The sequence below is a fragment of the Bradyrhizobium sp. AS23.2 genome (assembly GCF_001908185.1).
In the GTDB taxonomy this organism is placed as follows: Bacteria; Pseudomonadota; Alphaproteobacteria; order Rhizobiales; family Xanthobacteraceae; genus Bradyrhizobium.
This window is the reverse complement of record NZ_LGHM01000013.1, coordinates 1-22,571: the sequence shown is the minus strand read 5'-3', so window position 1 is coordinate 22,571 and position 22,571 is coordinate 1. Positions and strand designations below refer to the sequence as shown.

Sequence of the window (22,571 nt, the reverse complement as noted above, 5' to 3'; positions counted from 1 at the left end):
GCATGGCTCACGTCAGAAAGACGACACATTCCCGCAAAACAGCCTCACGCAAAACGGACCGCCGAAAGACCAGCGCGAGGCGCAGCAGCACTCGCAAGAGTTCAAAACGCGCAGCGCCAAAGCGCTGGTCTCAATATGTAACGAAGGAAAGCAATGCGCTCGACCTGAAGCGCGGCGTATTCAAGCTGACCAGCGCAAAGAAGATCGCCGCGTCGCTCAAACGCTCGGCCGAGCACAGTTCACGGCGCAAGACCGGCGCGTATCGCTCGGCGCTGTCGATGCTGACCTTCTACATCAACCGCGCCGGCAGGACGCTGCCGAAGACACAGCGCACGCGGCTTGAACGGGCGAAGGTGGAGCTGAAGCGGGCGTTTGGGAGGGATTGAACTCTCCTCCGTCGTCCCGGACAAGCGCAGCCTTGGCAACGCGTTGCGTTGTCCAGGGCGGAGCGCTGATCCGGGACCCCAGCGCGAGCGCATGCGCTCGTCGCGAACCACAGGATGCGGTTTGGCGAAGACCTGGAGTCACCGCCTTCGTAGCCTGTGGTTATAGGTCCCGGGTTCGCTTCGCGCCCCGGGACGACAGCGGAGTATGAGGCGGCAGCGAAGACTTCAGGCGGAACGATGGCTTACGCCGCCCGGATGTTCCCCATGAAGCGGTCGAGCTCGGCGCGGAGGCGAGTGCTTTCGCTGGACAGGGTCTTGGCCGAGTTCAGAACTTCTTCCGAAGCCAAGCCGGTCTCGGCGGCGCCGCGATTGACCTGGCCGATATCGGTGGCCGCGGTCTGGGTGCCCTGCGCCACCGTCTGGACGCTGCGGGCGATCTCCTGCGTCGCGGCGCCCTGCTGCTCGACGGCGCTCGCAATCGACGTCGAGATGGTGGAGATCTGGCCGATGGTCGCGCCGATCTCCTTGATCGCCGCCACCGATTCGGCCGTTGCGCCTTGCATGCCCGCGATGTGCGAGGATATCTCGTCCGTCGCCTTCGCGGTCTGGCTCGCCAGCGATTTCACCTCGCTGGCGACCACCGCAAAGCCGCGGCCGGCTTCACCGGCACGTGCCGCCTCGATCGTGGCGTTCAGCGCGAGCAGGTTGGTCTGCTCGGCAATCGCGGTGATCAGCTTGACGACCTCGCCGATCTGCTGGGCGGCGTGCGACAGCTTGCCGATGCGACTGTCGGTCTCCTTCGCCTGCACCACCGCAGCTTCTGCAATGCGGTTGGAATCGCGGACCTGGCGGCCGATCTCCTCGACCGAGGCCGAGAGCTCTTCCGTCGCGGTCGCGACCGACTGCATGTTGCTCGAGGCCTGCTCGGAGACGCCGGCGACCTGGCTCGACAGGCTCTGCGTGGTCTCGGCGGTGCGCGTCAGCGTCGACGCCGCCGATTCGAGCTGCACAGCCGAGGCCGAGACATTGGAGACGATGGCGCCGACGGCGCTCTCGAAATCGTCGGCAAAGCGGATCAGCTCGGAGCGGCGCGCCGCGGCCTGCTCCTTGTTCTGGGCCTCGCTGGCGGCGGCATCGCGCTCGGCCTTGGCGACAGCCTGAACCTTGAACTCCTCGACCGCGCCGGCCATCTCGCCGATTTCGTCCTTGCGGCCCAGGCCCGGCAGCATGACGTCGAAATTGCCTGAGGCAAGCTCACGCATCGCCTTGCACATCGCGATCATCGGACGCGAAATGCCATTGCCGAGCATCAGGGCCAGCACGGCGCCAATGGCGAGCCCGCCCAGCGCCAGCATCAGCATCAACCGCTCGGTTTCCCCGATCGTCGCATTGGCGCTGGCCTCGATGCGCTGCTGATCGGCTGAGAGGTCCGACCGCAGCTCGGCCGAGAGCTTGAGGATGGACGCGGCCGTCTTGGTCATCTCGCCATTCTGCTTGACGATGACCTTCACGTTCTCGGTCAGCTTTGCGAAGGAGGTGCGGTACTGCTTCAGGAGATTGCCGATCTCGGTGACGCGGTCCGTGATTTTCTGGTCGTTCGCATAGATAGAGACCAGCAGGGTCTCCAGGAACTTGATGCGGGCGATCACGCCGTCGGCGGTCTTCGGCTCCGGCTTGGCTACGAAAGCGCTGACCGAGGTGGAGACCGCCAGATATTGCGAGGTGACGTCCTTGGCCGTGGTCTGAACCGAGTTCAGGCCCGCCAGTGCGGCGGTATCGGCGAGATCGTCGAACTTGAAGCGGATCTTGTTGCCGACACTGTTGAGCTCATCGGTCGCGATCTTGTTGTTCTCGCGCGTCAGGGTGACGATTTCACCGAACACCTTCGTGAAGCGCTGGAATTCGGCCTCGAGCTTGCCGACCTGGTCACGGCGGACAGCGCCGGTCGTGGCCGCCATCGACTTGGCAATCGCGCCCCTCAGATTCTCCTCGGCCGCCTTTGCCGCGGTCTCGTCATCGGCCGCGCCGGTCAGCGTGTAAGCCCGCGACAGTCCCTGATAGCTGATCAGCTCGCGATCGACCGTCCGCGCGAGGTCCGCTTCCGACACGCTGGTGCGGTAGGAAGCCACAGCCCCCTGGATCCGCTCGAAGCCGAAATAGGCGAAAGCCATGCTGACGGCGAGGATCGCAAGTACCGCCACGAAGCCGAGGATGATTTTTGCGCGAAAACGCAAGGTGAACAGCTTCGACGTGCTCGGCTTGGACTTGACGGACATTCCCACCCCATTCCATTCGCGGAAAACCAGGCGCAGCCCGGAAGCAGCCCGCTCCCCGACTCGTATGCACGGTAAGGGGCAAAGGATAAGCGGCGGTAAATTTGCAGCGTCGCAACTTGCGGTTAGGTGACGCGGGAATGTGGTCTGTCGTCCCGGACAAGCGCAGCCTTGGCAACGCGTAGCGTTGTCCAGGGCGGAGCGCCGATCCGGGACCCCGCGCGAGCGCTTGCGCTCGTCGCGAACCACAGGATGCGGTTTGGCGAAGACCTGGAGTTACCGCCTTCGTGCCAAAACCGCGGCCTGTGGTTACGGGTCCCGGGTTTTCGCTTCGCGCCCCGGGACGACAGCGGAGTATGAGGCGGCAGCGAAGGCTTCAGGCGCCGCGAACTTACGCCGCCCGGATATTCCCCATGAAGCGATCGAGCTCGGCGCGCAGACGCGTGCTTTCGCTGGACAGGGTCTTGGCCGAGTTTAGAACTTCTTCCGAAGCCGAGCCGGTCTCGGCGGCGCCGCGGTTGACTTCGCCGATGTCGCTGGCGGCGGCCTGCGTGCCCTGGGCAACGTTCTGAACGCTGCGAGCGATCTCCTGCGTTGCGGCGCCCTGCTGCTCGACGGCGCTCGCAATCGACGTCGAGATGGTCGAGATCTGGCCGATGGTCGCGCCGATCTCCTTGATCGCCGCCACCGATTCGGCCGTTGCGCCCTGCATGCCGGCGATGTGCGAGGAGATCTCGTCGGTGGCTTTCGCCGTCTGGCTCGCCAGCGACTTCACTTCGCTGGCAACCACCGCAAAACCGCGGCCGGCTTCACCGGCACGTGCCGCCTCGATGGTGGCGTTGAGGGCCAGCAGGTTGGTCTGCTCGGCAATCGCGGTGATCAGCTTGACCACTTCGCCGATCTGCTGGGCGGCGTGCGACAGCTTGCCGATGCGGCCGTCGGTTTCTTTGGCCTGCACCACCGCGGCTTCCGCGATGCGGCTGGAGTCGCGGACCTGGCGGCCGATCTCCTCGACCGAGACCGAGAGCTCCTCGGTCGCGGTCGCGACCGACTGCATGTTGCTCGAGGCCTGCTCGGAGACGCCGGCGACCTGGCTCGACAGGCTCTGCGTGGTCTCGGCGGTGCGGGTCAGCGTCGACGCTGCCGATTCGAGCTGTACGGCCGAGGCCGAAACGTTCGACACGATCGCGCCGACGGCGCTCTCGAAATCATCGGCAAAACGAATCAGCTCGGAACGGCGGGCAGCGCTCGCCTCCTTGTTCTGGGCTTCGCTGGCGGCGGCGTCACGCTCGGCTTTCGCCACCGCCTGAACCTTGAATTCCTCGACCGCGCCGGCCATCTCACCGATCTCGTCCTTGCGGCCGAGGCCCGGCAGCACGACGTCGAAATTGCCCGAAGCAAGCTCACGCATCGCCTTGCACATCGCGATCATCGGGCGCGAGATACCGGTGCCGAGCAGGAAGGCGAGGACAACGCCGAGCAGCGTGCCACCGACGGCCAGCATCAAGACCAGGTGTTCGGTCTGTCCGATGGTCGCTTCCGACTCCGATTCAAGCCGCTGCTGGTCGGCGACCAGATCCGCCTTCATGGCGGTGGCGCCCTGAAGGATCGCACCGGCCGAGCCGCTCATCTCGGTGACGAGCTCATCGACCATCTTGGCGTTGGCGATCAGCTTCTCAAGCGCTTCACGATAGGCGACAAGCAGCGCCTTGGCGTCCTTCAGGCCGGCGACGATCTTGTCGTCCATGGAATAGACCGCGCCGAGCGAGTTCTCGACGAATTTCAGCCGCGCCTGCGCGCTGGTGGCGATCGCCTGGTCGGACGTCAGCACGAAGTTGGTCGCCGCCGCGCTGGCGGTCTGGAACTGGGCATTGGCCTGCTTGGTGCCGAATTCGATCGACTGGGCCTCGGAATCGGAGGCGTTGTTGCCGATGTCGTCGAGCTTGTACTTCAGGAGGTTGGCATTGCGCGTGAGCTGGTTCTGGACCAGGAGCGCGTTGTCGCGCTTGGCCTGGAGGACCTTCGCGAAGGTGGTGGAGAAATTGGAGAATTCCTTGGCGAGCTTATTGAGGCTGTCCAGGCGTGCCGGCTTCTTGGCGCTCTTGACGGCCTGGTCGATGGCATTCTTCAGGCTGGCTTCGGCGTCCTGCGCCGCTTTGGCGTCGTCCTCCTTGCCCGTGGCGACGAAATATTTGACGGCCGAACGGTAGGCAAGCAGCTCGCGGTCGATGTTGCGGGCGAGGTCGGCCTCGGAAACGCTGGCGCGATAAGACCCGACCCCGGACGAGACCCGCTCGAAGCCGAAATAAGAGAAGGCCATACTGCCGGCGGAGATCACCAGCACCGCGGCAAAGCCGAGGATGATTTTTGCGCGGAACCGGAGGGTCGGAAATATTGTACGCTTCGACGGCGACGCGATACGCCCGGACATTCCAACCCCCATTTTATATTCAGCCGCGATCCAGAGGCGCCCCGCCCCCGGCCTGGATGCGCAAAACTAAGGCAGAATCGATAAGGGGCGGTAAATTTGGCAGACGCGAGCAATCTCCGGCTTCATCGGCCAAAGGCCGACCGGATGACATGATGGCTGGCATCCCACCCCGGCAGGCGGTCCGGCCAAGGAATCCTCGGCTTGCCCGCGCAAATCATTGCGCCCCCCGTCAGGATCGATGACTTTTCCATGACCGGGGCGACCAAAATCCTAGTTGCAAAGTTCCGGAGCGCTGTCTCTAATTAGAAGCAATCAAAATCATTCCTGGGAGGACTTCACCGTGTCTACAGTCAAACTGACAGTGAACGGCAAGGCCGTTGCTGTCGACGTCGAGGACCGCACGCTGCTGGTCCATCTCCTGCGCGATCACCTCAACCTCACCGGGACCCATGTCGGCTGCGACACCAGCCAGTGCGGCGCTTGCGTCGTTCACGTGGACGGCAAGGCGGTGAAATCCTGCACCATGCTGGCAGGACAAGCGGACGGCGCCAGCGTCACCACCATCGAAGGCATCGCCAGGGGCGATGAGCTGCACCCGATGCAGGCCGCCTTCCGCGACAATCACGGCCTGCAGTGCGGCTATTGCACGCCGGGCATGATCATGTCGGCGATCGACATCGTGCATCGCCATGGTGGCCAGCTCGACGAGGCCACCGTCCGTCACGAGCTCGAAGGCAATATCTGCCGCTGCACCGGCTACCACAACATCGTCAAAGCCGTGCTGGATGCGGCCGGCCGCATGAAGGTCTCGCAGGCGGCCGAGTAAAGCGGCCCGCCTCGAAAGCAGAATCACCGCCGCCGCTATCGATGGACAGCGCGGCCAATCAATTTCCGGTCGGGAGGACCAGACATGGGTGTTGAAGGCATCGGCGCACGCGTCGTGCGCAAGGAAGACAAGCGTTTCATTACCGGCAAGGGCCGCTACGTCGACGACATCAAATTGCAGGGCATGACCCATGCCCATTTCATCCGAAGCCCGCACGCCCACGCCAAGGTGAAGAAGATCGACTCTTCCGCCGCACTGAAGATGCCGGGCGTCGTCACAGTGCTCACCGGACAGCAGATCGTCGACGACAAGGTCGGCAACCTCATCTGCGGCTGGGCCATCACCTCCAAGGACGGCAGTCCGATGAAGATGGGCGCATGGCCGGCAATGGCGCCGGAGACGGTGCGCTTCGTCGGCCAGGCTGTCGCCGTTGTGATCGCGGACAGCAAGAATCTGGCGCGCGACGCGGCCGAGGCCGTGGTCGTGGACTATGAAGAGCTGCCGGCAGTCGCCGACGTCCACGCCGCTATCAAGGCCGGCGCACCGCAGCTTCACCCCGAAGCCCCCGGCAACCAGGTTTATGACTGGGTGATCGGCGACGAGGGCGCAACGGATGCCGCCTTCGCGAAGGCCGCCAATGTCGTAAAGCTCGACGTCACCAACAACCGCCTCGCCCCGAACGCGATGGAGCCGCGCGCGGCGATCGCCGACTACGACGCTGCGGACGAGCATTTCACGCTCTACACGACCTCGCAGAACCCGCACGTCGCACGCCTCGTGCTGTCGGCGTTCTACAACATCGCCCCCGAGCACAAGCTGCGCGTGATCGCACCCGACGTCGGCGGCGGCTTCGGCTCCAAGATCTTCATCTATCCGGAAGAGATGGTGGCGCTCTGGGCGTCGAAGAAAGTCGGCCGGCCCGTGAAATGGACCGGCGACCGCACCGAGGCCTTCCTCACCGACGCGCATGGCCGTGACCATGTCACCCATGCCGAGATGGCATTCGACGCCAGCAACAAGATCACCGGCCTGAAGGTGAAGACCTACGCCAATTTCGGCGCCTACATGTCGCTGTTCTCGTCGTCGGTGCCGACCTATCTCTACGCGACGCTGCTGTCGGGCCAATACAACATCCCGGCGATCCATGCCGAGGTGATCGGCGTCTACACCAACACCACGCCGGTCGATGCCTATCGCGGCGCCGGCCGCCCCGAGGCAAGCTACCTGATCGAACGGCTGATGGAGACGGCGGCGCGGCAGCTCAAGGTCGATCCGGCCCAGCTGCGCAGGACCAACTTCATCACCCAGTTCCCGCACCAGACGCCCGTGATCATGGCCTATGACACCGGCGATTTTAACGCCTCACTCGACGCCGCAATGAAGGCGATCGACTATGCCGGCTTCGCCGCCCGCAAGGCCAAGGCGAAAGCCGACGGCAAGCTGCGCGGCATCGGCGTGTCCTGCTACATCGAGGCCTGCGGGATCGCGCCGTCCAAGGCGGTCGGCAGCTTAGGTGCCGGCGTCGGTCTCTGGGAGTCCGCGGAAGTGCGCGTCAACCCGGTCGGTACCATCGAGATCCTGACGGGCTCGCACAGCCACGGCCAGGGTCATGAGACCACGTTCTGCCAGCTCGTCGCGGATCGTCTCGGCGTGCCCATCAGCCAGGTCTCGATCGTCCACGGCGATACCGACAAGGTGCAGTTCGGCATGGGCACCTACGGCTCGCGCTCCGCGGCCGTCGGCCTCACCGCGATCCTGAAGGCCATGGAGAAGATGGAATCCAAGGCCAAGAAGATCGCGGCGCATGCGCTGGAAGCGTCGGAAGCCGACATCGTCATCGAGAACGGCGAGTTCAAGGTGACCGGCACGGACAAGGCCATCGCCTTCCCGATGGTCGCGCTCGCGGCCTACACCGCGCACAATCTGCCTGACGGGATGGAGCCGGGCCTGAAGGAAAGCGCCTTCTACGACCCGACCAACTTCACCTTCCCGGCCGGCGCCTATATCTGCGAGCTCGAAGTCGATCCCGGCACGGGCAAGACCTCCTTCGTCAATTTCGTCGCGGCCGACGATTTCGGCCGGCTGATCAACCCGATGATCGTCGAAGGCCAGGTCCATGGCGGCCTCGCCCAGGGTATCGGGCAGGCGCTGCTCGAGCACGCGATCTACGATGCCAACGGCCAGCCGGTCACGGCCTCGTTCATGGATTACTCCATGCCGCGCGCCGACGACCTGCCCTCGTTCAACCTCTCCCACACCACGACGCTGTGCCCGGGCAATCCGCTCGGCATCAAGGGTTGCGGTGAGGCCGGCGCGATCGGCGCCTCTGCGGCCGTGATCAACGCGATCACGGATGCGATCGGCAAGAACAATCTGGAAATGCCCGCAACCCCGGACCGGGTGTGGCGCACGATCCACGCGGCTTAAGAGGGAGGAACGAAGATGTACCAGACCACTTATCATCGCGCTTCCTCGGTCGACGAAGCCGCCAGCCTGTTCAGCAAGAGCAGCGAGGCGAAATTCCTCGCCGGCGGCCAGACGCTGCTGCCGGTCATGAAGCAGCGGCTCGCGAGCCCGTCGGACGTAATCGACCTTGCGAAGATCAAGGACATGATCGGCGTCGAGGCCTCCGGCGACACGCTGACCATCAAGGCCGCCACACCGCATTATGATGTGGCGACAAGCGATGCCGCGAAGAAGGCGATCCCCGCGCTCGCCTATCTCGCCTCGCTGATCGGCGACCCCGCGGTGCGCTATCGCGGCACGATCGGCGGCTCGCTCGCCAACAACGATCCGGCCGCCGACTATCCGGCCGCGACGTTGGCGCTCGGCGCGACGGTGAAGACCAACAAGCGGTCGATTGCGGGGGATGATTTCTTCAAGGGTCTGTTCACGACGGCCCTCGAAGACGGCGAGATCATCACCGCCGTGTCGTTCCCGATTCCACAGAAGGCGGGCTACGCCAAGATGCCACATCCGGCCTCGCGCTTCGCACTGACGGGCGTGTTCGTCGCGCAGACGAAGTCGGGCGAGATCCGCGTGGCCGCCACCGGCGCCTCGCAGAGCGGCGTGATGCGGGTTCCCGCAATCGAAGCCGCGCTGAAGGCGAGTTGGTCGCCGTCCGCGATCGACAGCGTGACTATTCCGGCGAGCGGACTTCTGTCCGACATCCACGGCACGTCGGAGTACCGCGCCAACCTCGTGAAGGTGATGGCGCAGCGCGCAGTAGCGGCTGCAGGCTGACGATCCGGCTTTAGCGACTCAACACAATTCTTTCGCGGCGCGCAGCAATGCGCGCCGCTTTTATTATGCGCCCATGCAGGAAAAGCGCTTGCCTCGCTGACGTGAAGGCGAGAAAAGTTAATCAGCCAATTAACTCGCCCCCAGAGAGGAATGTCCGAGGCCATTGCCGGACCATCGGCAGCCGCCCGCGACCCGAGGAAACAACAACGTGCTCGATAAACCAGCCCAAAGCTCTTCCGTCCGCACCTCCGGCCCGCTGTCGGGCTTCCGCATCGTCGAATTCGCCGGCATCGGACCCGGTCCGTTCGCCTGCATGATGCTGGCCGACATGGGCGCCGATGTCGTCACGCTCGACCGCGTCGGCGCGAAGAAGAGCATGAAGTCGGTGGCGGGCCGCGGCCGCAAGGTGATCGAGCTCGACCTCAAGGATAAGGCCGCGATCGCGCAGGTGCTCGACCTGCTTGGCAGCGCCGATGCGCTGGTCGAGGGCTTCCGCCCCGGCGTGATGGAGCGTCTCGGGCTCGGCCCCGAAATCGTGCTCGCCCGCAATCCAAAACTCGTCTATGGCCGCATGACCGGCTGGGGCCAGGAAGGCCCGCTCGCCAACGCCGCCGGTCATGACATCAATTACATCTCCATCACCGGCGCGCTGGCCGCGATCGGCACCACGGAAGCGCCGGTGCCGCCGCTCAATTTGGTCGGCGATTTCGGCGGCGGCGCGCTCTATCTCGTCGTCGGCGTGCTCGCAGCGCTTCTGGAAGCGCAGAAGTCCGGCAAGGGCCAGGTCGTCGATACCGCGATGTGCGACGGCGCGGCATCGCTGATGTCGTTCTTCTTCGACATGACCACGCTCGGACGCTGGACCGAGGGGCGCAACCAGAACTTCCTCGATGGCGGCGCGCATTTCTACGGCGTCTATGAATGCGCCTGCGGCCACTTCGTCTCGATCGGCTCGATCGAGCCGCAGTTCTACGCGCTGCTGCGCGAGCACGCGGGCCTGACCGATGCCGATTTCGACGCGCAGATGGACCGCAAGGCCTGGCCGGCGCTGAAGGAGAAGCTGAAGGCGGTGTTCAAGAGCAAGACGCGCGAAGATTGGTGCAAGATCATGGAAGGCACTGACATCTGCTTCGCGCCGGTGCTGACCATGTCGGAAGCGACCGAGCATCCGCACATGGTCGCCCGCAACGTCTTCCTCGAGCGCCACGGCGTGAAACAACCCGCGCCCGCGCCGCGCTTCTCGCGCACGCCGTCTGCGGTCCGCGAGCCGGAAGGCGCCGAGATCGGGGCGGTAACGGCTGCGTGGAAAGCGGGCCGCTAAGGCGGGCTTAAGGGTTGCAAGCAAGCACCTTTTGCGTCACTTCGCGTTCATGCAAGTGACACAAGGTGCGACCCGTGAACCAGACTGACCGCCCGCGTCCCTCTCAAACCATGCGCGTCGGCGCAGCCATTCTGGGCAACGCGCTCGAATTCTACGATTTTACCGTCTACGCGGCGTTCGCCACCTGGCTCGCCAAGGCGTTCTTCCCGGCGGACAATCCGAACACGAGCCTGCTGCTGGCCGTCGCCACCTTCGGCGTCGGCTTCGTGGTGCGGCCGCTCGGCGGCATCGTCATCGGCGCCTATGCGGATCGCTTCGGCCGCAAGCCCGCGATGACCCTGACGATCTGGTTGATGGCGCTTGGAACCGGCATCATCGGCTTGTTGCCGACCTACGATCAGATCGGCCTGATGGCGCCGGTCCTGCTGGTGTTCGCGCGCCTGCTGCAGGGGTTCTCGGCCGGTGGCGAGATGGGCCCGGCGACGACCTATCTTCTCGAAAGCGCGCCCGCACACCGCAAGGGCTTTTTCGGCAGCTGGCAGCTCGCCAGCCAGAACATGGGCAGTCTCTTGTCTGCCTTGATCGGCCTTCTGCTCGCACTTCTGATCACGCCCGGCGCGAATGACAGCTGGGGCTGGCGAATCCCGTTCCTGCTGGGAATCCTGATTGCGCCTGTCGGCTACTTCATCCGCCGCAATCTCGATGAAACCCTGAACACGGAAGAAGCTCATGGCAGCGTAGGCGGCGTGCTCTCCGACATCCTGGCCAATCACTGGGCCAAGATCGTGCTCTGCATCCTCTTGATCTCGGGCGCGACGATCAGCCAGTACTTCTTCCTCTACACGACCACCTACGCCATCAGCACGCTGCACTACAGCCAGGGCTGGGCAATGGCGACCAACTTCGTCACCTTCATCAGCGGAACCATCTTCGCACTGCTCGGTGGGCTGCTGGCGGACAAATACGGCTTGAAGACCGTCACCATCGTCCCGCGCATCATCGTGACGCTGCTGCTCTACCCCGCGCTGCAGCTGGTCGTGTCGTCGGGCTCGCCGCTGGTGTTCTTGGCGACATCGGCGACATTGATCGCATTCCACGCGATGTCGTCGGGTGCGGGCATCATCCTCATCCCGCTGATCTTCCCGGCGATCGTTCGCACCGCAGGTCTGTCGATCGCCTACGCGCTCGGCGTGACCATCTTCGGCGGTACGGCCCAGTTCGTGTTCACCTGGATCATCGGTGCGACCGGCGACAAGCTGTCATGGGTCTGGTACGTCATCGCCATGAGCGTGATCAGCCTGATCGCGACGATGGCGCTGCGCCTGCCCGAAGGTGTCGAGCGAAGGCGGCAGGGTGCAACGACCGGCGCGGCGGTGGCGAGTTTGTCGAGCTGACGAGCAAAGCGTGTAGCCCGGATGGAGCGCAGCGCAATCCGGGTTTCGCATTGTCAGGTGTAACTTCCCGGATTTCGCTGCGCTCCATCCGGGCTACGACGGCCGCAACTTACGCCGCTGTATCCACCTTCAGCACCCCGCGCCGGATCTGGTCCTCCTCGATCGATTCGAACAGGGCCTTGAAGTTGCCCTCGCCAAAGCCGTCGTCGCCCTTGCGCTGGATGAACTCGAAGAAGATCGGGCCGATCGCGTTGGCGGAAAAGATCTGCAGCAGCACCTTGGTCTGGCCGCCGTCGACCACACACTCGCCGTCGATCAGGATGCCGTTGGCCTGGAGCCGCACGACGTCTTCGCCATGCTTGCGCAGGCGCGCGTCGATCCGTTCGAAATAGGTGTTTGGCGGCGACGGCATGAAGGGCAGGCCGGCCTCGCGCAGGCCTTCGATGGTACGGTAGATGTCGCGGCAGCCGCAGGCGATGTGCTGAATGCCCTCGCCGCGATAGGTCTTCAGATATTCCTCGATCTGCCCGGAATCACCGGCATCCTCGTTGATCGGAATCCGTATCTTGCCGTCCGGGCTGGTCAGCGCGCGCGAGAACAGGCCGGAGGCACGGCCTTCGATGTCGAAGAAGCGAATCTGGCGGAAATTGAAAAGCTTTTCGTAGAAGCCGGCCCAGACATCCATGCGGCCACGATGGACGTTGTGGGTGAGATGGTCGAGATAGAACAGGCCGGCGCCGTTGGGCCGCGGATCGCGCGCGCCGAGCCACTCGAACTCGGAATCATAGGCCGAACCCTTGGCCCCGTAGCGATCGACCAGATAGAGCAGGCTGCCGCCGATGCCCTTGATCGCGGGCACATCGAGCGTCTTCTGCGCGGATGACACGTCGGCAGGCTCCGCGCCGAGCGCAATCGCACGGTCAAAGGCCGCTTTTGCGTCGACCACACGGAACGCCATCGACGGCGCACAGGGGCCGTGCGCGGCAACGAACTCGTAGCCGTGGGTGCCGGGCTGCTCGTTGACGAGATAATTGATGTCGCCCTGGCGATAGACCGTGATCTTCTTAGTTCTGTGGCGCGCGACAGGGGCATAGCCCATCAGCTTGAACAGCGCGTGCAGCTCTTCCGGATTGGGATGCGCATATTCGACGAACTCGAACCCGTCGGTACCCATCGGATTGTCGGCGCTGATCGTGGCCGGCGGCGCATCGTGCGGAAACGGACCCATGGTGCTCTCCCAAATTGCTGCAGCCTGAAATATCCTTCACGGGAGATGCAATGAGCGTGCAAACGGGGCGTCTCCCTGGCTATCATATGCACGATCCATGCATGAAATGGACAAATAACGCATGATTTCGGTTGACGCCTTCGACCTCAAGATCCTGGGTGCGCTCCAGGACGACGGCCGCCTCACCAACCAGGAGCTCGCCGAGCTTGCAGGGCTTTCGGCCTCGCAATGCTCGCGCCGGCGGATGCGGCTGGAGGAGAAGAAGGTGATCGCGGGCTACCACGCCGATCTCTCCAGCGAGGCGCTGGGCTTCGGCGTGATCGCCTTCATCCAGGTGACGCTGGCGACCCACTCGCCCGACAATTCGAAGCGCTTCCGCGCGCTGGTTGGCCGCATCGACGAGATTCAGGAGGCCTATTCACTCACCGGCGACGCTGATTATGTGCTGAAGGCGGTGCTGCGCGACCTCAAGGGGCTCTCCAACCTCGTCAACGACGTGCTGATGCCGCACCAGAGCGTGGCGCATGTGCGCTCCTCGATCGTGCTCGACAGGCTCAAGGAAAGCTCGCGGCTGCCGCTCAAGGAGATCAAGCCCGGCTGAAATCGAGGGAAATGCGGCATTCGCGCTGCGCGCGCGATCTGCGATGATCCCAGTCAATCCGGGAGTTTCAGCCATGGCCCTCCAGCTTCGACCGAACTGCGAATATTGCGACCGCGACCTGCCGCCGAATGCGACAGATGCGCGGATCTGCTCCTATGAATGCACGTTCTGTGCGGAATGCGTGGAGACCAGGCTCTCCAACGTCTGCCCGAACTGCGGCGGCAGTTTTGCCCCGCGCCCGATCCGCCCCATGCAGGAATGGCGGCCAGGCGTGTGCACCAGCAAGCAGGCGCCGTCCGACAAGCGGGTACATCTGAAGTACAGCCTGGACGACGTCGCGGCGCATTGCGCGAGAATCAAGGACGTGCCGCCGGAGAGACGGTAGGCTCTCTCCACACCGTCATTGCGAGGAGCTCTTGCGACGAAGCAATCCAGAATCACTCCGCAGAACGATTCTGGATTGCTTCGCTGCGCTCGCAATGACGGACTTGGTGGCGACGGCGAAGCCTACTCCGCCGCCGAAATCGTCCCCTCGACCTCGCCAAAACCAACGCGATAGCCGTTGCCCTGGCACCAGCCGCGCATCATGAGGCTGTCGCCGTCCTCAAGGAACGACCGCTTCGCGCCGCCGGGAAGTTCGACCGGCTCCGTGCCGTTCCAGCTGATCTCCAGAAGGCTGCCGCGCTGGTTCTTCTCCGGGCCGGAGATGGTGCCGGACCCCAGGAGATCGCCGACGTTCATGGCGCAGCCGCTGGAAGCGTGGTGCATCAGCTGCTGCACCGAGGACCAGTACATGTACTTGAAGTTGGTACGGCTGATGCTGGCGGGCGCGTTGGCGCCGGCAGCGCGCAAGGAGACGTCGAGTTCCAGATCATAGTTCTGCGGCTTTGCCTGCCTGAGATAATCGAGCGGCACCGGCTCCTGCTCCGGGCCCTTCAGGCGGAACGGCTCCAGCGCCTCGCGGGTCACGACCCACGGGCTGATCGAGGTCGCAAACGCTTTTGCGAGGAACGGGCCGAGCGGCACATATTCCCACTGCTGGATGTCGCGCGCGCTCCAGTCGTTGAGCAGGACGAAGCCGAAGATCATCTCCTCAGCCTGGCTCTCCGTGAGCATGCCGCCCATCGGCGAGGGCTGGCCGACCACGACGCCCATCTCCAGCTCGAAATCGAGCCGCTTGCATGGGCCGAAGCTCGGTAGCTCGACATTCGGCGGCTTCAGCTGCCCGCGCGGCCGCTTCACCCTGGTGCCGGAGACCACAACGGTCGAGGCGCGGCCATTATAGGCGATCGGCATATGCAGCCAGTTCGGCTGCAGCGCATTATCCTTGCCGCGGAACATCACGCCGACATTGGTGGCGTGCTCCTTCGAGGAATAGAAATCGGTGTAGCCGGAGACGGTGATCGGCAGATGCAGCTTTGCATCCCGCATCGGCACCAGGGCCTGTTTGCGCAGCTCCTCGTTGTCGCGCAGCTCGGGATGATCGTGACGCAGCAGCTCGCTGATCCGCGCCCGCGTCTTCGTCCAGACCTTCGGTCCCAGCGCCATGAAAGGATTGAGCGAGGGGCCGGAGAATACGCCGAGCGGACCGACCTCGAGCCGGGAGTCCTGCTCAAGCTCCCAGAGATCGAGCACGAAGTTGCCGATCGCGACGCCGACCCGCGGCGTCGGATTGGCTGCGGTCGAGAACACGCCGTAGGGCAGGTTCTGGATCGGGAAGTCGGAAGCGGGATCGACGCCGATGAAGGAGCGGAGACTAGGGTCGTTGGGGTGGGGCATGTTTCCTGCCAGATGTTTTTGACATTCTGTCTGCCGTCATTCCGGGATGCGCCGTATGGCGCAGGCCCGGAATCCATAGCCACGATCGGGAGTATGGATTCCGGGCTCGCCGCTTCGCGGCGCCCCGGAATGACGACGGGAGAGATTACGGCCTGTTCGGATCGAACCGCTTCTCCAGACCCGTCCAGCAATCCGCGTAATCGTCCTGAAGCGTCGACGACTTCGCGGCATGCGCTGTCACACGCTGCGGATAGCGGGTCTCGAACATGAAGGCCATGGTGCCGGTCAGCTTGACCGGCTTCAGCTCGCCGTTGCTGGCGTGATCGAAAGCGTCGCGATCCGGACCGTGCGGCAGCATGCAATTGTGCAGGCTGATGCCGCCCGGCACGAAGCCTTGCGGCTTGGCATCGTAGACGCCGTAGATCAGGCCCATGAACTCGCTCATGATGTTCATATGATACCAGGGCGGACGGAAGGTGTTGTCCGCGACCATCCAGCGCTCGGGGAAGATGACGAAGTCGATATTCGCCGTGCCCGCCGTCTCCGACGGTGAGGTCAGCACCGTGAAGATCGAGGGATCGGGATGGTCGAACCCGATCGCGCCGACCGGCGAGAAGGTCCGCAGATCGTATTTGTAGGGCGCGTAATTGCCGTGCCAGGCGACGACGTCGATCGGCGAATGCGGCAGCGTCGTCTTGAACAGCGAACCACCCCATTTCACGTAGAGCTCGGTCGGCGTGTCCTTGTCTTCGTAAAACGCAACCGGCGTGAGGAAGTCGCGCGCGTTCGCAAGACAGTTGGCGCCGATCGGCCCGCGCTCCGGCAGCGTGAAGGCGCCGCCGTAGTTTTCGCAGAGATAACCGCGGGCGGGACCGTTCGGAATCTCGACGCGGAACTTGACGCCGCGCGGGATCACCACGATCTCGCCGGGCTCGGCGTCGATGCGGCCGAACTCGGTGACGACGCGCAGATTACCCTGCTGGAGCACGAACATCAGCTCGCCGTCGGCATTGTAAAAGTGCTGGTCCACCATCGACTTGGTGATGAGGTAGACATGCGCGGCCATGCCGGCCTGCGTGTTCACGTCACCGGCGGTCGTCATGGTCTGCACGCCCTGGACGAAGGTCACATCCTCCTTCGGCAGCGGCGCCGGGTCCCAGCGCAGCTGCGCGATCGGCAAATCGTATTCATGACACGGCGCCGAACGCCACAGGCCTGCATCGACCTTCTCGAAACGTCCCGAATGCTTCACCGAGGGGCGGATGCGATAGAGCCAGGAGCGCTCATTGGTGCCGCGCGGCGCGGTGAAGGGCGAGCCCGAGAGTTGCTCGGCATAGAGGCCGTAGGCGCAACGCTGCGGCGAGTTCCGGCCGATCGGCAGCGCACCGGGCAGCGCCTCGGTCTCGAAGCTGTTGCCGAAGCCGGACATGTAGCCCGGCGTCACTTGGGCCGAGCTGCGGATGATCTGATCAGGCGAGGTATTGATGTTCATGACTATCCTCCTCCTTGCAGGGCGGCCCACATTTCCTGGTCGCGCTTGTCGGTCCAGATCACGGGATCATCGATCCCGGACGCTTCGTCGAAGGCGCGCGACACGTTGAACGGCAGGCAGTGCTCATAGATGGCGAAGCTGGAAAATTTCGGATCCATCACCTCGCGCGTCGCCGCCATCGTCTCCTTCAGCGTGCGGCCCTTCGCGACTGATATTTCGGCCGCGCCATAGAGCGTCGAGACGAAGTCGCGCGTCATCGCGATGGCCTCGCGTCCCGTGGCAAGGCCCTTCAACGCATCGCCGCGGCCCGGCGCGATCGCCTTGGGATTGAAGTTGCGGATCTCGTTCAGCGTCAGCGGCCATTCGCGCAAATGCGCGTCGCCGCAATAGCAGGCCGAGTGATATTCGATGAGGTCGCCGGAGAACATCACTTCGGCATCCGGCACCCAGGCGACGATGTCGCCGGAGGTATGGCCAGCGCCGAGCTGCATCAGGCGCACCTCGCGCTTGCCGAGATAGATCGACATTTCGCCTTCGAAGGTCAGCGTCGGCCAGGTCAGGCCGGGAATGCTTTGCGCATCCTGGAACAGGCGCGGAAAGCGGCCGTATTCGGAATCCCAATCCTGCTTGCCGCGCTCCTCGATGAGGCGATAGGTCTCCTGCGAGGCAACGATGCCTTGCGCCTTGTAGGCGGAGGCCCCTAACACGCGCACGGCGTGATAATGCGACAACACGACATATTTGATCGGCTTGTCGGTGACGGTCCGGACGCGCTCGATGACCTTGTTGGCCATTGCCGGCGTTGCTTGCGCGTCGAACACGAGGCAGCCGTCGTCGCCGACAATGACGGCCGTGTTCGGATCGCCTTCGGCGGTGAACGCGTAGAGATCGGTGCCGATCTCGGAGAAGGTGATCTTCTTCTCGGAAAGATCACCCGTGGATGCGAAATTCTTCGCCATCAGTTCATCCTTCAAGTCTTTGGGGTTATTGTTGTTGCTGTTGTTGCTGCTGGCCGTCGATCATGCGCCGCCTGGCGAGCCCGATCGCTTCACGCAGCACGTCGATGTCGCCGATATGGTTGGCGAGAATCAGCACCAGCGCGGCATCGAAATCGGCGCTCTGCTCTTCGGTGAGGCCGCGATGCGCTTCGACGATGGCGCGAAAGGCGTCGTCCGGGCGCGCAAAGTTGGAGTTGGTGGAAAGCGGCATGTCAGACCTCAATTCAAGCTTATCAGTTCAAGCCTTTTTAATTCAGGCCTTGGGCCCGCGACAGCGCGGCCGCGATCGCTGCGCGCGTCGGTTGACGGAAGCGGGCCGCAACATAGCCATCGGGCCTGAGCAGATAGGCCACACCCGGCTCGGCGTCGTAGCGCTTTGCGACAAGGCCTGAGGGATCGGCAAGCCCGCCCTCGCCGCCGATGCGGATATCCTTCACACCATCGGGCGCGTCGATCGCCGCGCCATTGTTGAACGACAGCAGGGTGAAATCCGTTCCACCCTTGCGGAATGCATCCGTCAGATAAGCCTGCTCGCCCGCGCGCGCCGCAACGGGGGCGTCGAGCATGGAACAGCCGGGAGACGGTCCGCTGCGCCAAGCGTCGGCATCGGGGGATGACAGCGGCGAGTCATAGCTGCACGGCACCGACAGCCGACCGCCATTGACCATGCGCTTGCCGAACTCGGTTTCCTTGGCCAGCGACAGCACGGCCTTGCGCAGCCGCGCTTCCTGATGCGAGTTCGGCGCCATGAAATCGGTCGAACGGGTGGATTCGCGGATGTTCTCGTCGGCCGCCAGGCTGCGCTCGACATGGTAGGTTTCGAGCAGGCTCGCGGGTGACAAGCCACGCAGCACGCGGTCGAGCTTCCAGGAGAGGTTTTCGGCGTCTTCGAGTCCCGAGTTCGCGCCACGCGCCCCGAAGGGCGAGACCTGATGCGCGGAATCGCCGGCGAAGATCACGCGGCCATGGAGGAAACGATCCATCCGCCGGCATTGGAACTTATAGAGAGAGATCCACTCGAACTCGAACTTGTCGTGGCCGAGCATGCGCGCGATGCGCGGCCGCACGTTCTCGGGTTTCTTCTCGACGACCGGATCGGCGTAGCGATGGAGCTGGAGATCGATGCGCCAGACATCGTCGGGCTGCCGGTGCAGCAGCGCCGAACGTCCCGCATGAAAGGGCGGATCGAACCAGAACCAGCGCTCGGTCGGGAATTCCGCCGTCATCTTGACGTCGGCGATCAGGAACTGATCCTCGAACACTTGGCCTGCAAACTCGGCGCCGACCATCTGCCGCAGCGACGACCGTGCGCCGTCGCAGGCGATGACATATTGCGCGTGCAGGCGATAGGCGCCCTCCGGCGTTTCAATCGTCAGCAGGACGGAATCGTTACGCTGCTCCAGCGCCGTCACCTTGTTGCGCCAGCGCAGGTCGATATCAGGCAGATCGCTGATGCGATCGACCAGATAGGCCTCGGCGTAATATTGCTGGAGATTGATGAAGGCCGGCCGCTTATGGCCGTCCTCGGGCAGGAGATTGAATTGGTAGAGCTGCGATTCGCCATGGAAGATGCGGCCGACACTCCACACCACGCCCTTGTCGACCATACGGTCGCCGACGCCGAGCCGGTCCCAATATTCCAGCGAACGTTTCGAGAAGCAGATCGCGCGGGAACCCTCGCCGATACGGTCGGCGTCATCCAGAAGGACGACGGGCTGGCCGCGCTGGGCGAGATCAATCGCAAGCGACAGCCCGACCGGGCCTGCGCCGACGACCACGACCGGATGCTCGGCCGGGCTTTGGCCGGGGCGGTCCTGATCGGGGTGACGGCGATAGCCGAACTGGGTCTTGGCCTGAGGGGAATTGGCCTGCGCCATACGCGAACCTCGGCTCTGGTCAGGAGAGGCTTGATCTGCTAGATAGTCTCACGTGCAACTATTTTGGACCGGAGCCGGCCGGCCGTCAACTGGAATTCGGAGCGCTCTTCTTGGCGAGGACATCCAGCGACATCGCGCTGAAGACACGGGAAGCCGATGAGGCTTCACCGGGACCAAAAGCTCGACTCGATCTGTTCAAGTTCGTGCCGTTCCGCCTCAACCGGCTTGCGGCGGAGGTGAGCTCGGCGCTCGCGGTCGAATATCAGGAGCGCCACGGCCTCGACATTCCGGCCTGGCGCGTGATCGCGACGCTCGGCTTCCGCAACGATGCCTGTAGCGCGCAGTACATCTCGCAATGCACCCGCACCCACAAATCCACCATCAGCCGCGCGGTGACCACGCTGTTGCATGAGGAACTGATCGAGCGGGTCGAGAATGAAGCCGACCGCCGCGAATTCCGCCTGCAGTTGACGAAGAAGGGCCGCGAGCTCTATGAAGAGCTTTTCCCGCAATTGCTGCGGCGGGAGGACGAAATCCTCGCCTGCCTCTCCGCGCAGGAGCGCAAGCAGCTCTCTGCGCTGCTTGGCAAGATCGAGGCGAGCCTCGACCTGATCCAGACCAGCGAAGAGGCCGACGCCAAGCAGGCGTATTAGCCCCTCCGTCATTCCGGGGCGCGCGTAGCGCGAACCCGGAATGACGGCTTCGCCGTCACTTCGCAAACGATCTCGACGGCGGCAGATGCAGCGCCCAGACATCGACCTTGTCGCCGGCGCGCGGATAGATCTGCGCCACGATTGGATCGTGGCCGGGAATGTAGCGGTCGGGGTGACCGGCGAGGCGCTCGATCGTTTCCCAGCCTACCGCCATGTCGCCGACATTGTAGACGATCGGGAATGGGCTGCGGCGCTGCAGATTGGCGTAGTAATGCGTGGCGTCGGACGCCAGCACCACCGGCCCGCGCGCGGTCTCGACCTTGACCACCTGCAAGCCGTCGGAATGACCGCCGACGCGATGCACGGTGACGCCGGGCGCAACCTCGCCATCGCCGGAATAGAAGGTGACGCGTTCGCCATAGACGTGGCGCACCATCTGCGTGACGTGTTCGACCGAGAACGGATGTCGCAACAGTCCGTTGCACATGCACCGCCCCGTCGCGTAAGCCATCTCGCGCTCCTGGAGATGGAAGCGGGCGTTCGGGAAGCGATCGAGATTGCCGGCGTGGTCGTAGTGCAGATGCGTCACGATAATGTCGCGAATGCTCGACGCGGCGACGCCAAAGCGCTCCAGTGCATCGACCGGGTTGAGCGTCAGCTTGCGCGCCCGCGCGGTCGCCTCCTCGGCATTGAACCCGGTATCGACCAGGACGTCGCGGCCGCCGCCGCGGATCAGCCAGACGAAGTAGTCGAGGTCCTGCGCCGCGCTGTCATGCGGGTCGGGCGCCAGGAAGTTCATGCTGGGGGTGCGCGGCGACATCGTCGCATAGCGCAGCGCGTAGATTTCGTAGACGTTTCCCATGGTTTTGCTTTTGGCTCGTTTTTCGAGATGGACCTTCCGGGACGATCCAGCAAACCAAGCCATTGTCCGCCGCAAAGGTCAAACATCCGAGGTTGCGACCACCGCAAGCCTGCAATGTGAGACCAATCACATTTTCGTCGCCATGGCAGCCCTAACATGGCGCCGTAAGGTCGAACCGGATCGCGTCGAGTACAACCATGACAGACCGTTTATTCCCCTCGCGGCGCGCCCGTGCGTTGCGGTCAATCGTCGCGATAATGCCGAATCTCCAAGCGGTTGACGCATCCTCTCCCCGGTTTGATAATGCCTAGAGCGTAAGTTAAGGTCGCCGCGGCGCAAGCTGGGATCGGCGCCTTTTTGGCTGGACCGCGCTGATTATGAAAATTCGCTTCCTTGTCCTTCTCCCCTTACTCGTTTCATTGCTCCCGACCGCTCCGTCGCTCGCGGCCGGCGACCGCTATGCGCTGGTCATCGGCAACGCCAAATATCCGGACGCCGATGCCCCGCTGAAGGAGCCGATCAACGATGCGCGCGACGTCGCCGACGAGCTCAAGCGGGACGGCTTTTCCGTCGAGATCGGCGAGAACCTGACCGGCGACGGCATGCGCCGCGCCTTCGACAAGCTCTACGGCAAGATCAAGCCGGGCTCGGTGGCGCTGGTGTTCTTCAGCGGTTTCGGCATCCAGTCGGCGCGCCAGAGCTACATGCTGCCGATCGATGCACAGATCTGGACCGAATCCGACGTGCGCCGCGACGGTTTCAGCCTCGAGACCGTGCTCGGCGAGCTCAATACCCGCGGCGCCGGCGTCAAGATCGCGCTGATCGACGCCTCCAGGCGCAACCCGTTCGAGCGCCGGTTCCGCAGCTTCTCGGCCGGCCTCACGCCGGTCATCGCGCCGAACGGCACGCTGGTGATGTATTCCGCGGCGCTGGCCTCGGTGGTCTCGGATGCAGGCGGCGACCACAGCCTCTTCGTCCAGGAACTCTTGAAGGAAATCCGCGTCCCCGACCTGATGGCGGAAGAGACACTGAACCGCACCAAGATGGGCGTCACCCGCGCCTCGCGCGGTGAGCAGGTGCCGTGGATCTCGTCTTCGCTGGCTGAAGACTTTTCATTCATCACCGGGCCCGGCGGATCGCGCCCGCCAGTGACGGCACAACAGCCGACGCCTCCCGCTCCGCCGCCGGTCGTCGCCAACAACCCGCC

At 64.0% G+C, this 22,571-nt stretch carries 20 protein-coding genes; 11 read left to right on the top strand and 9 right to left on the bottom strand.

Going from position 1 to position 22,571, the window contains the following annotated elements; genetic code table 11:
- Positions 1-2 precede the first annotated feature (2 nt).
- Positions 3-386 carry a DUF3175 domain-containing protein gene (locus AC630_RS02540; RefSeq protein WP_074116915.1) on the top strand — a complete coding sequence of 128 codons (384 nt, stop codon included), beginning with the start codon at positions 3-5 and terminating at the stop codon, positions 384-386.
- Positions 387-628: 242 nt separating this feature from the next.
- Here AC630_RS02540 and AC630_RS02535 read toward each other — a convergent pair whose 3' ends face one another.
- The gene (locus tag AC630_RS02535; RefSeq protein ID WP_074116914.1) at positions 629-2,662 is read right to left on the bottom strand and encodes a methyl-accepting chemotaxis protein; all 2,034 of its coding nucleotides are present in this window, start codon (positions 2,660-2,662) and stop codon (positions 629-631) included.
- A gap of 388 nt (positions 2,663-3,050) precedes the next feature.
- Complete coding sequence (locus AC630_RS02530) at positions 3,051-5,090, bottom strand: methyl-accepting chemotaxis protein (protein WP_074116913.1); 2,040 nt, start codon at positions 5,088-5,090, stop codon at positions 3,051-3,053.
- Positions 5,091-5,430: 340 nt separating this feature from the next.
- On the opposite strand from AC630_RS02530, the gene AC630_RS02525 reads away from it, so the two are divergent.
- From AC630_RS02525 to AC630_RS02505, 5 genes are all read left to right on the top strand, one after another.
- On the top strand, positions 5,431-5,916 hold the full coding sequence (locus AC630_RS02525; RefSeq protein ID WP_074116912.1) for a (2Fe-2S)-binding protein: 486 nt from the start codon (positions 5,431-5,433) through the stop codon (positions 5,914-5,916).
- Positions 5,917-6,000: 84 nt separating this feature from the next.
- Complete coding sequence (locus AC630_RS02520; RefSeq protein ID WP_074116911.1) at positions 6,001-8,343, top strand: xanthine dehydrogenase family protein molybdopterin-binding subunit; 2,343 nt, start codon at positions 6,001-6,003, stop codon at positions 8,341-8,343.
- Positions 8,344-8,358: 15 nt separating this feature from the next.
- Positions 8,359-9,159 carry an FAD binding domain-containing protein gene (locus AC630_RS02515; RefSeq protein ID WP_074116910.1) on the top strand — a complete coding sequence of 267 codons (801 nt, stop codon included), beginning with the start codon at positions 8,359-8,361 and terminating at the stop codon, positions 9,157-9,159.
- A gap of 208 nt (positions 9,160-9,367) precedes the next feature.
- Positions 9,368-10,480: a CaiB/BaiF CoA transferase family protein gene (locus AC630_RS02510; protein WP_074116979.1), complete on the top strand. Its 1,113-nt coding sequence runs from the start codon at positions 9,368-9,370 to the stop codon at positions 10,478-10,480.
- A 74-nt stretch (positions 10,481-10,554) separates the two neighbouring features.
- A complete protein-coding gene (locus AC630_RS02505; protein ID WP_143197754.1) occupies positions 10,555-11,874 on the top strand; it encodes an MFS transporter in 1,320 nt (439 codons plus the stop codon).
- 109 nt (positions 11,875-11,983) lie between these two features.
- Here the strand turns inward: AC630_RS02505 and hppD are convergent, their stop codons facing one another.
- A complete protein-coding gene (gene hppD, locus AC630_RS02500; protein WP_074116908.1) occupies positions 11,984-13,102 on the bottom strand; it encodes a 4-hydroxyphenylpyruvate dioxygenase in 1,119 nt (372 codons plus the stop codon).
- Between the two features lie 121 nt (positions 13,103-13,223).
- On the opposite strand from hppD, the gene AC630_RS02495 reads away from it, so the two are divergent.
- Together AC630_RS02495 and AC630_RS02490 are read left to right on the top strand one after the other, a co-directional pair.
- Positions 13,224-13,703: an Lrp/AsnC family transcriptional regulator gene (locus AC630_RS02495; protein ID WP_074116907.1), complete on the top strand. Its 480-nt coding sequence runs from the start codon at positions 13,224-13,226 to the stop codon at positions 13,701-13,703.
- Positions 13,704-13,776: 73 nt separating this feature from the next.
- Positions 13,777-14,088 carry a DUF1272 domain-containing protein gene (locus AC630_RS02490; protein WP_074116906.1) on the top strand — a complete coding sequence of 104 codons (312 nt, stop codon included), beginning with the start codon at positions 13,777-13,779 and terminating at the stop codon, positions 14,086-14,088.
- Positions 14,089-14,210: 122 nt separating this feature from the next.
- Here the strand turns inward: AC630_RS02490 and fahA are convergent, their stop codons facing one another.
- The 5 genes from fahA to AC630_RS02465 all read right to left on the bottom strand — a co-directional run bounded on the left by fahA (position 14,211) and on the right by AC630_RS02465 (position 19,849).
- Positions 14,211-15,482: a fumarylacetoacetase gene (fahA, locus tag AC630_RS02485; protein WP_074116905.1), complete on the bottom strand. Its 1,272-nt coding sequence runs from the start codon at positions 15,480-15,482 to the stop codon at positions 14,211-14,213.
- 145 nt (positions 15,483-15,627) lie between these two features.
- Complete coding sequence (hmgA, locus tag AC630_RS02480) at positions 15,628-16,974, bottom strand: homogentisate 1,2-dioxygenase (protein WP_074116904.1); 1,347 nt, start codon at positions 16,972-16,974, stop codon at positions 15,628-15,630.
- A gap of 2 nt (positions 16,975-16,976) precedes the next feature.
- Entirely contained in the window at positions 16,977-17,933 is a 957-nt protein-coding gene (locus AC630_RS02475) for an MBL fold metallo-hydrolase (RefSeq protein ID WP_074116903.1), read from the bottom strand.
- A gap of 25 nt (positions 17,934-17,958) precedes the next feature.
- Positions 17,959-18,183 (bottom strand): DUF2783 domain-containing protein, encoded by a 225-nt coding sequence (locus AC630_RS02470; RefSeq protein WP_074116902.1) that lies wholly within the window; start codon positions 18,181-18,183, stop codon positions 17,959-17,961.
- Positions 18,184-18,220: 37 nt separating this feature from the next.
- Positions 18,221-19,849 (bottom strand): FAD-dependent oxidoreductase, encoded by a 1,629-nt coding sequence (locus tag AC630_RS02465; RefSeq protein ID WP_074116901.1) that lies wholly within the window; start codon positions 19,847-19,849, stop codon positions 18,221-18,223.
- A gap of 110 nt (positions 19,850-19,959) precedes the next feature.
- On the opposite strand from AC630_RS02465, the gene AC630_RS02460 reads away from it, so the two are divergent.
- Positions 19,960-20,502 (top strand): MarR family winged helix-turn-helix transcriptional regulator, encoded by a 543-nt coding sequence (locus AC630_RS02460; RefSeq protein WP_074116900.1) that lies wholly within the window; start codon positions 19,960-19,962, stop codon positions 20,500-20,502.
- Between the two features lie 55 nt (positions 20,503-20,557).
- On the opposite strand, the gene AC630_RS02455 is transcribed toward AC630_RS02460, so the two are convergent.
- On the bottom strand, positions 20,558-21,364 hold the full coding sequence (locus tag AC630_RS02455; protein WP_074116899.1) for an N-acyl homoserine lactonase family protein: 807 nt from the start codon (positions 21,362-21,364) through the stop codon (positions 20,558-20,560).
- On the opposite strand from AC630_RS02455, the gene AC630_RS45175 reads away from it, so the two are divergent.
- Together AC630_RS45175 and AC630_RS02450 are read left to right on the top strand one after the other, a co-directional pair.
- Positions 21,363-21,644: a hypothetical protein gene (locus AC630_RS45175; RefSeq protein WP_167561119.1), complete on the top strand. Its 282-nt coding sequence runs from the start codon at positions 21,363-21,365 to the stop codon at positions 21,642-21,644. The two genes, AC630_RS02455 and AC630_RS45175, sit on opposite strands and share 2 nt — an antisense overlap.
- Positions 21,645-21,741: 97 nt before the next feature.
- Positions 21,742-22,571 (top strand): caspase family protein (locus tag AC630_RS02450; RefSeq protein WP_143197751.1); only part of this gene is annotated, 830 nt, incomplete at its 3' end.

Excerpts from the sequence above, each read along its gene's own strand:
- AC630_RS02540 (WP_074116915.1), top strand. The coding sequence starts at position 3 with ATGGCTCACGTCAGAAAGACGACACATTCCCGCAAAACAGCCTCACGC.
- AC630_RS02535 (WP_074116914.1), bottom strand. The coding sequence starts at position 2,662 with ATGTCCGTCAAGTCCAAGCCGAGCACGTCGAAGCTGTTCACCTTGCGT.
- AC630_RS02530 (WP_074116913.1), bottom strand. The coding sequence starts at position 5,090 with ATGTCCGGGCGTATCGCGTCGCCGTCGAAGCGTACAATATTTCCGACC.
- AC630_RS02520 (WP_074116911.1), top strand. The coding sequence starts at position 6,001 with ATGGGTGTTGAAGGCATCGGCGCACGCGTCGTGCGCAAGGAAGACAAG.
- AC630_RS02515 (WP_074116910.1), top strand. The coding sequence starts at position 8,359 with ATGTACCAGACCACTTATCATCGCGCTTCCTCGGTCGACGAAGCCGCC.
- hppD (WP_074116908.1), bottom strand. The coding sequence starts at position 13,102 with ATGGGTCCGTTTCCGCACGATGCGCCGCCGGCCACGATCAGCGCCGAC.
- AC630_RS02495 (WP_074116907.1), top strand. The coding sequence starts at position 13,224 with ATGATTTCGGTTGACGCCTTCGACCTCAAGATCCTGGGTGCGCTCCAG.
- AC630_RS02490 (WP_074116906.1), top strand. The coding sequence starts at position 13,777 with ATGGCCCTCCAGCTTCGACCGAACTGCGAATATTGCGACCGCGACCTG.
- fahA (WP_074116905.1), bottom strand. The coding sequence starts at position 15,482 with ATGCCCCACCCCAACGACCCTAGTCTCCGCTCCTTCATCGGCGTCGAT.
- hmgA (WP_074116904.1), bottom strand. The coding sequence starts at position 16,974 with ATGAACATCAATACCTCGCCTGATCAGATCATCCGCAGCTCGGCCCAA.
- AC630_RS02475 (WP_074116903.1), bottom strand. The coding sequence starts at position 17,933 with ATGGCGAAGAATTTCGCATCCACGGGTGATCTTTCCGAGAAGAAGATC.
- AC630_RS02470 (WP_074116902.1), bottom strand. The coding sequence starts at position 18,183 with ATGCCGCTTTCCACCAACTCCAACTTTGCGCGCCCGGACGACGCCTTT.
- AC630_RS02465 (WP_074116901.1), bottom strand. The coding sequence starts at position 19,849 with ATGGCGCAGGCCAATTCCCCTCAGGCCAAGACCCAGTTCGGCTATCGC.
- AC630_RS45175 (WP_167561119.1), top strand. The coding sequence starts at position 21,363 with ATGGTTTTGCTTTTGGCTCGTTTTTCGAGATGGACCTTCCGGGACGAT.
- AC630_RS02455 (WP_074116899.1), bottom strand. The coding sequence starts at position 21,364 with ATGGGAAACGTCTACGAAATCTACGCGCTGCGCTATGCGACGATGTCG.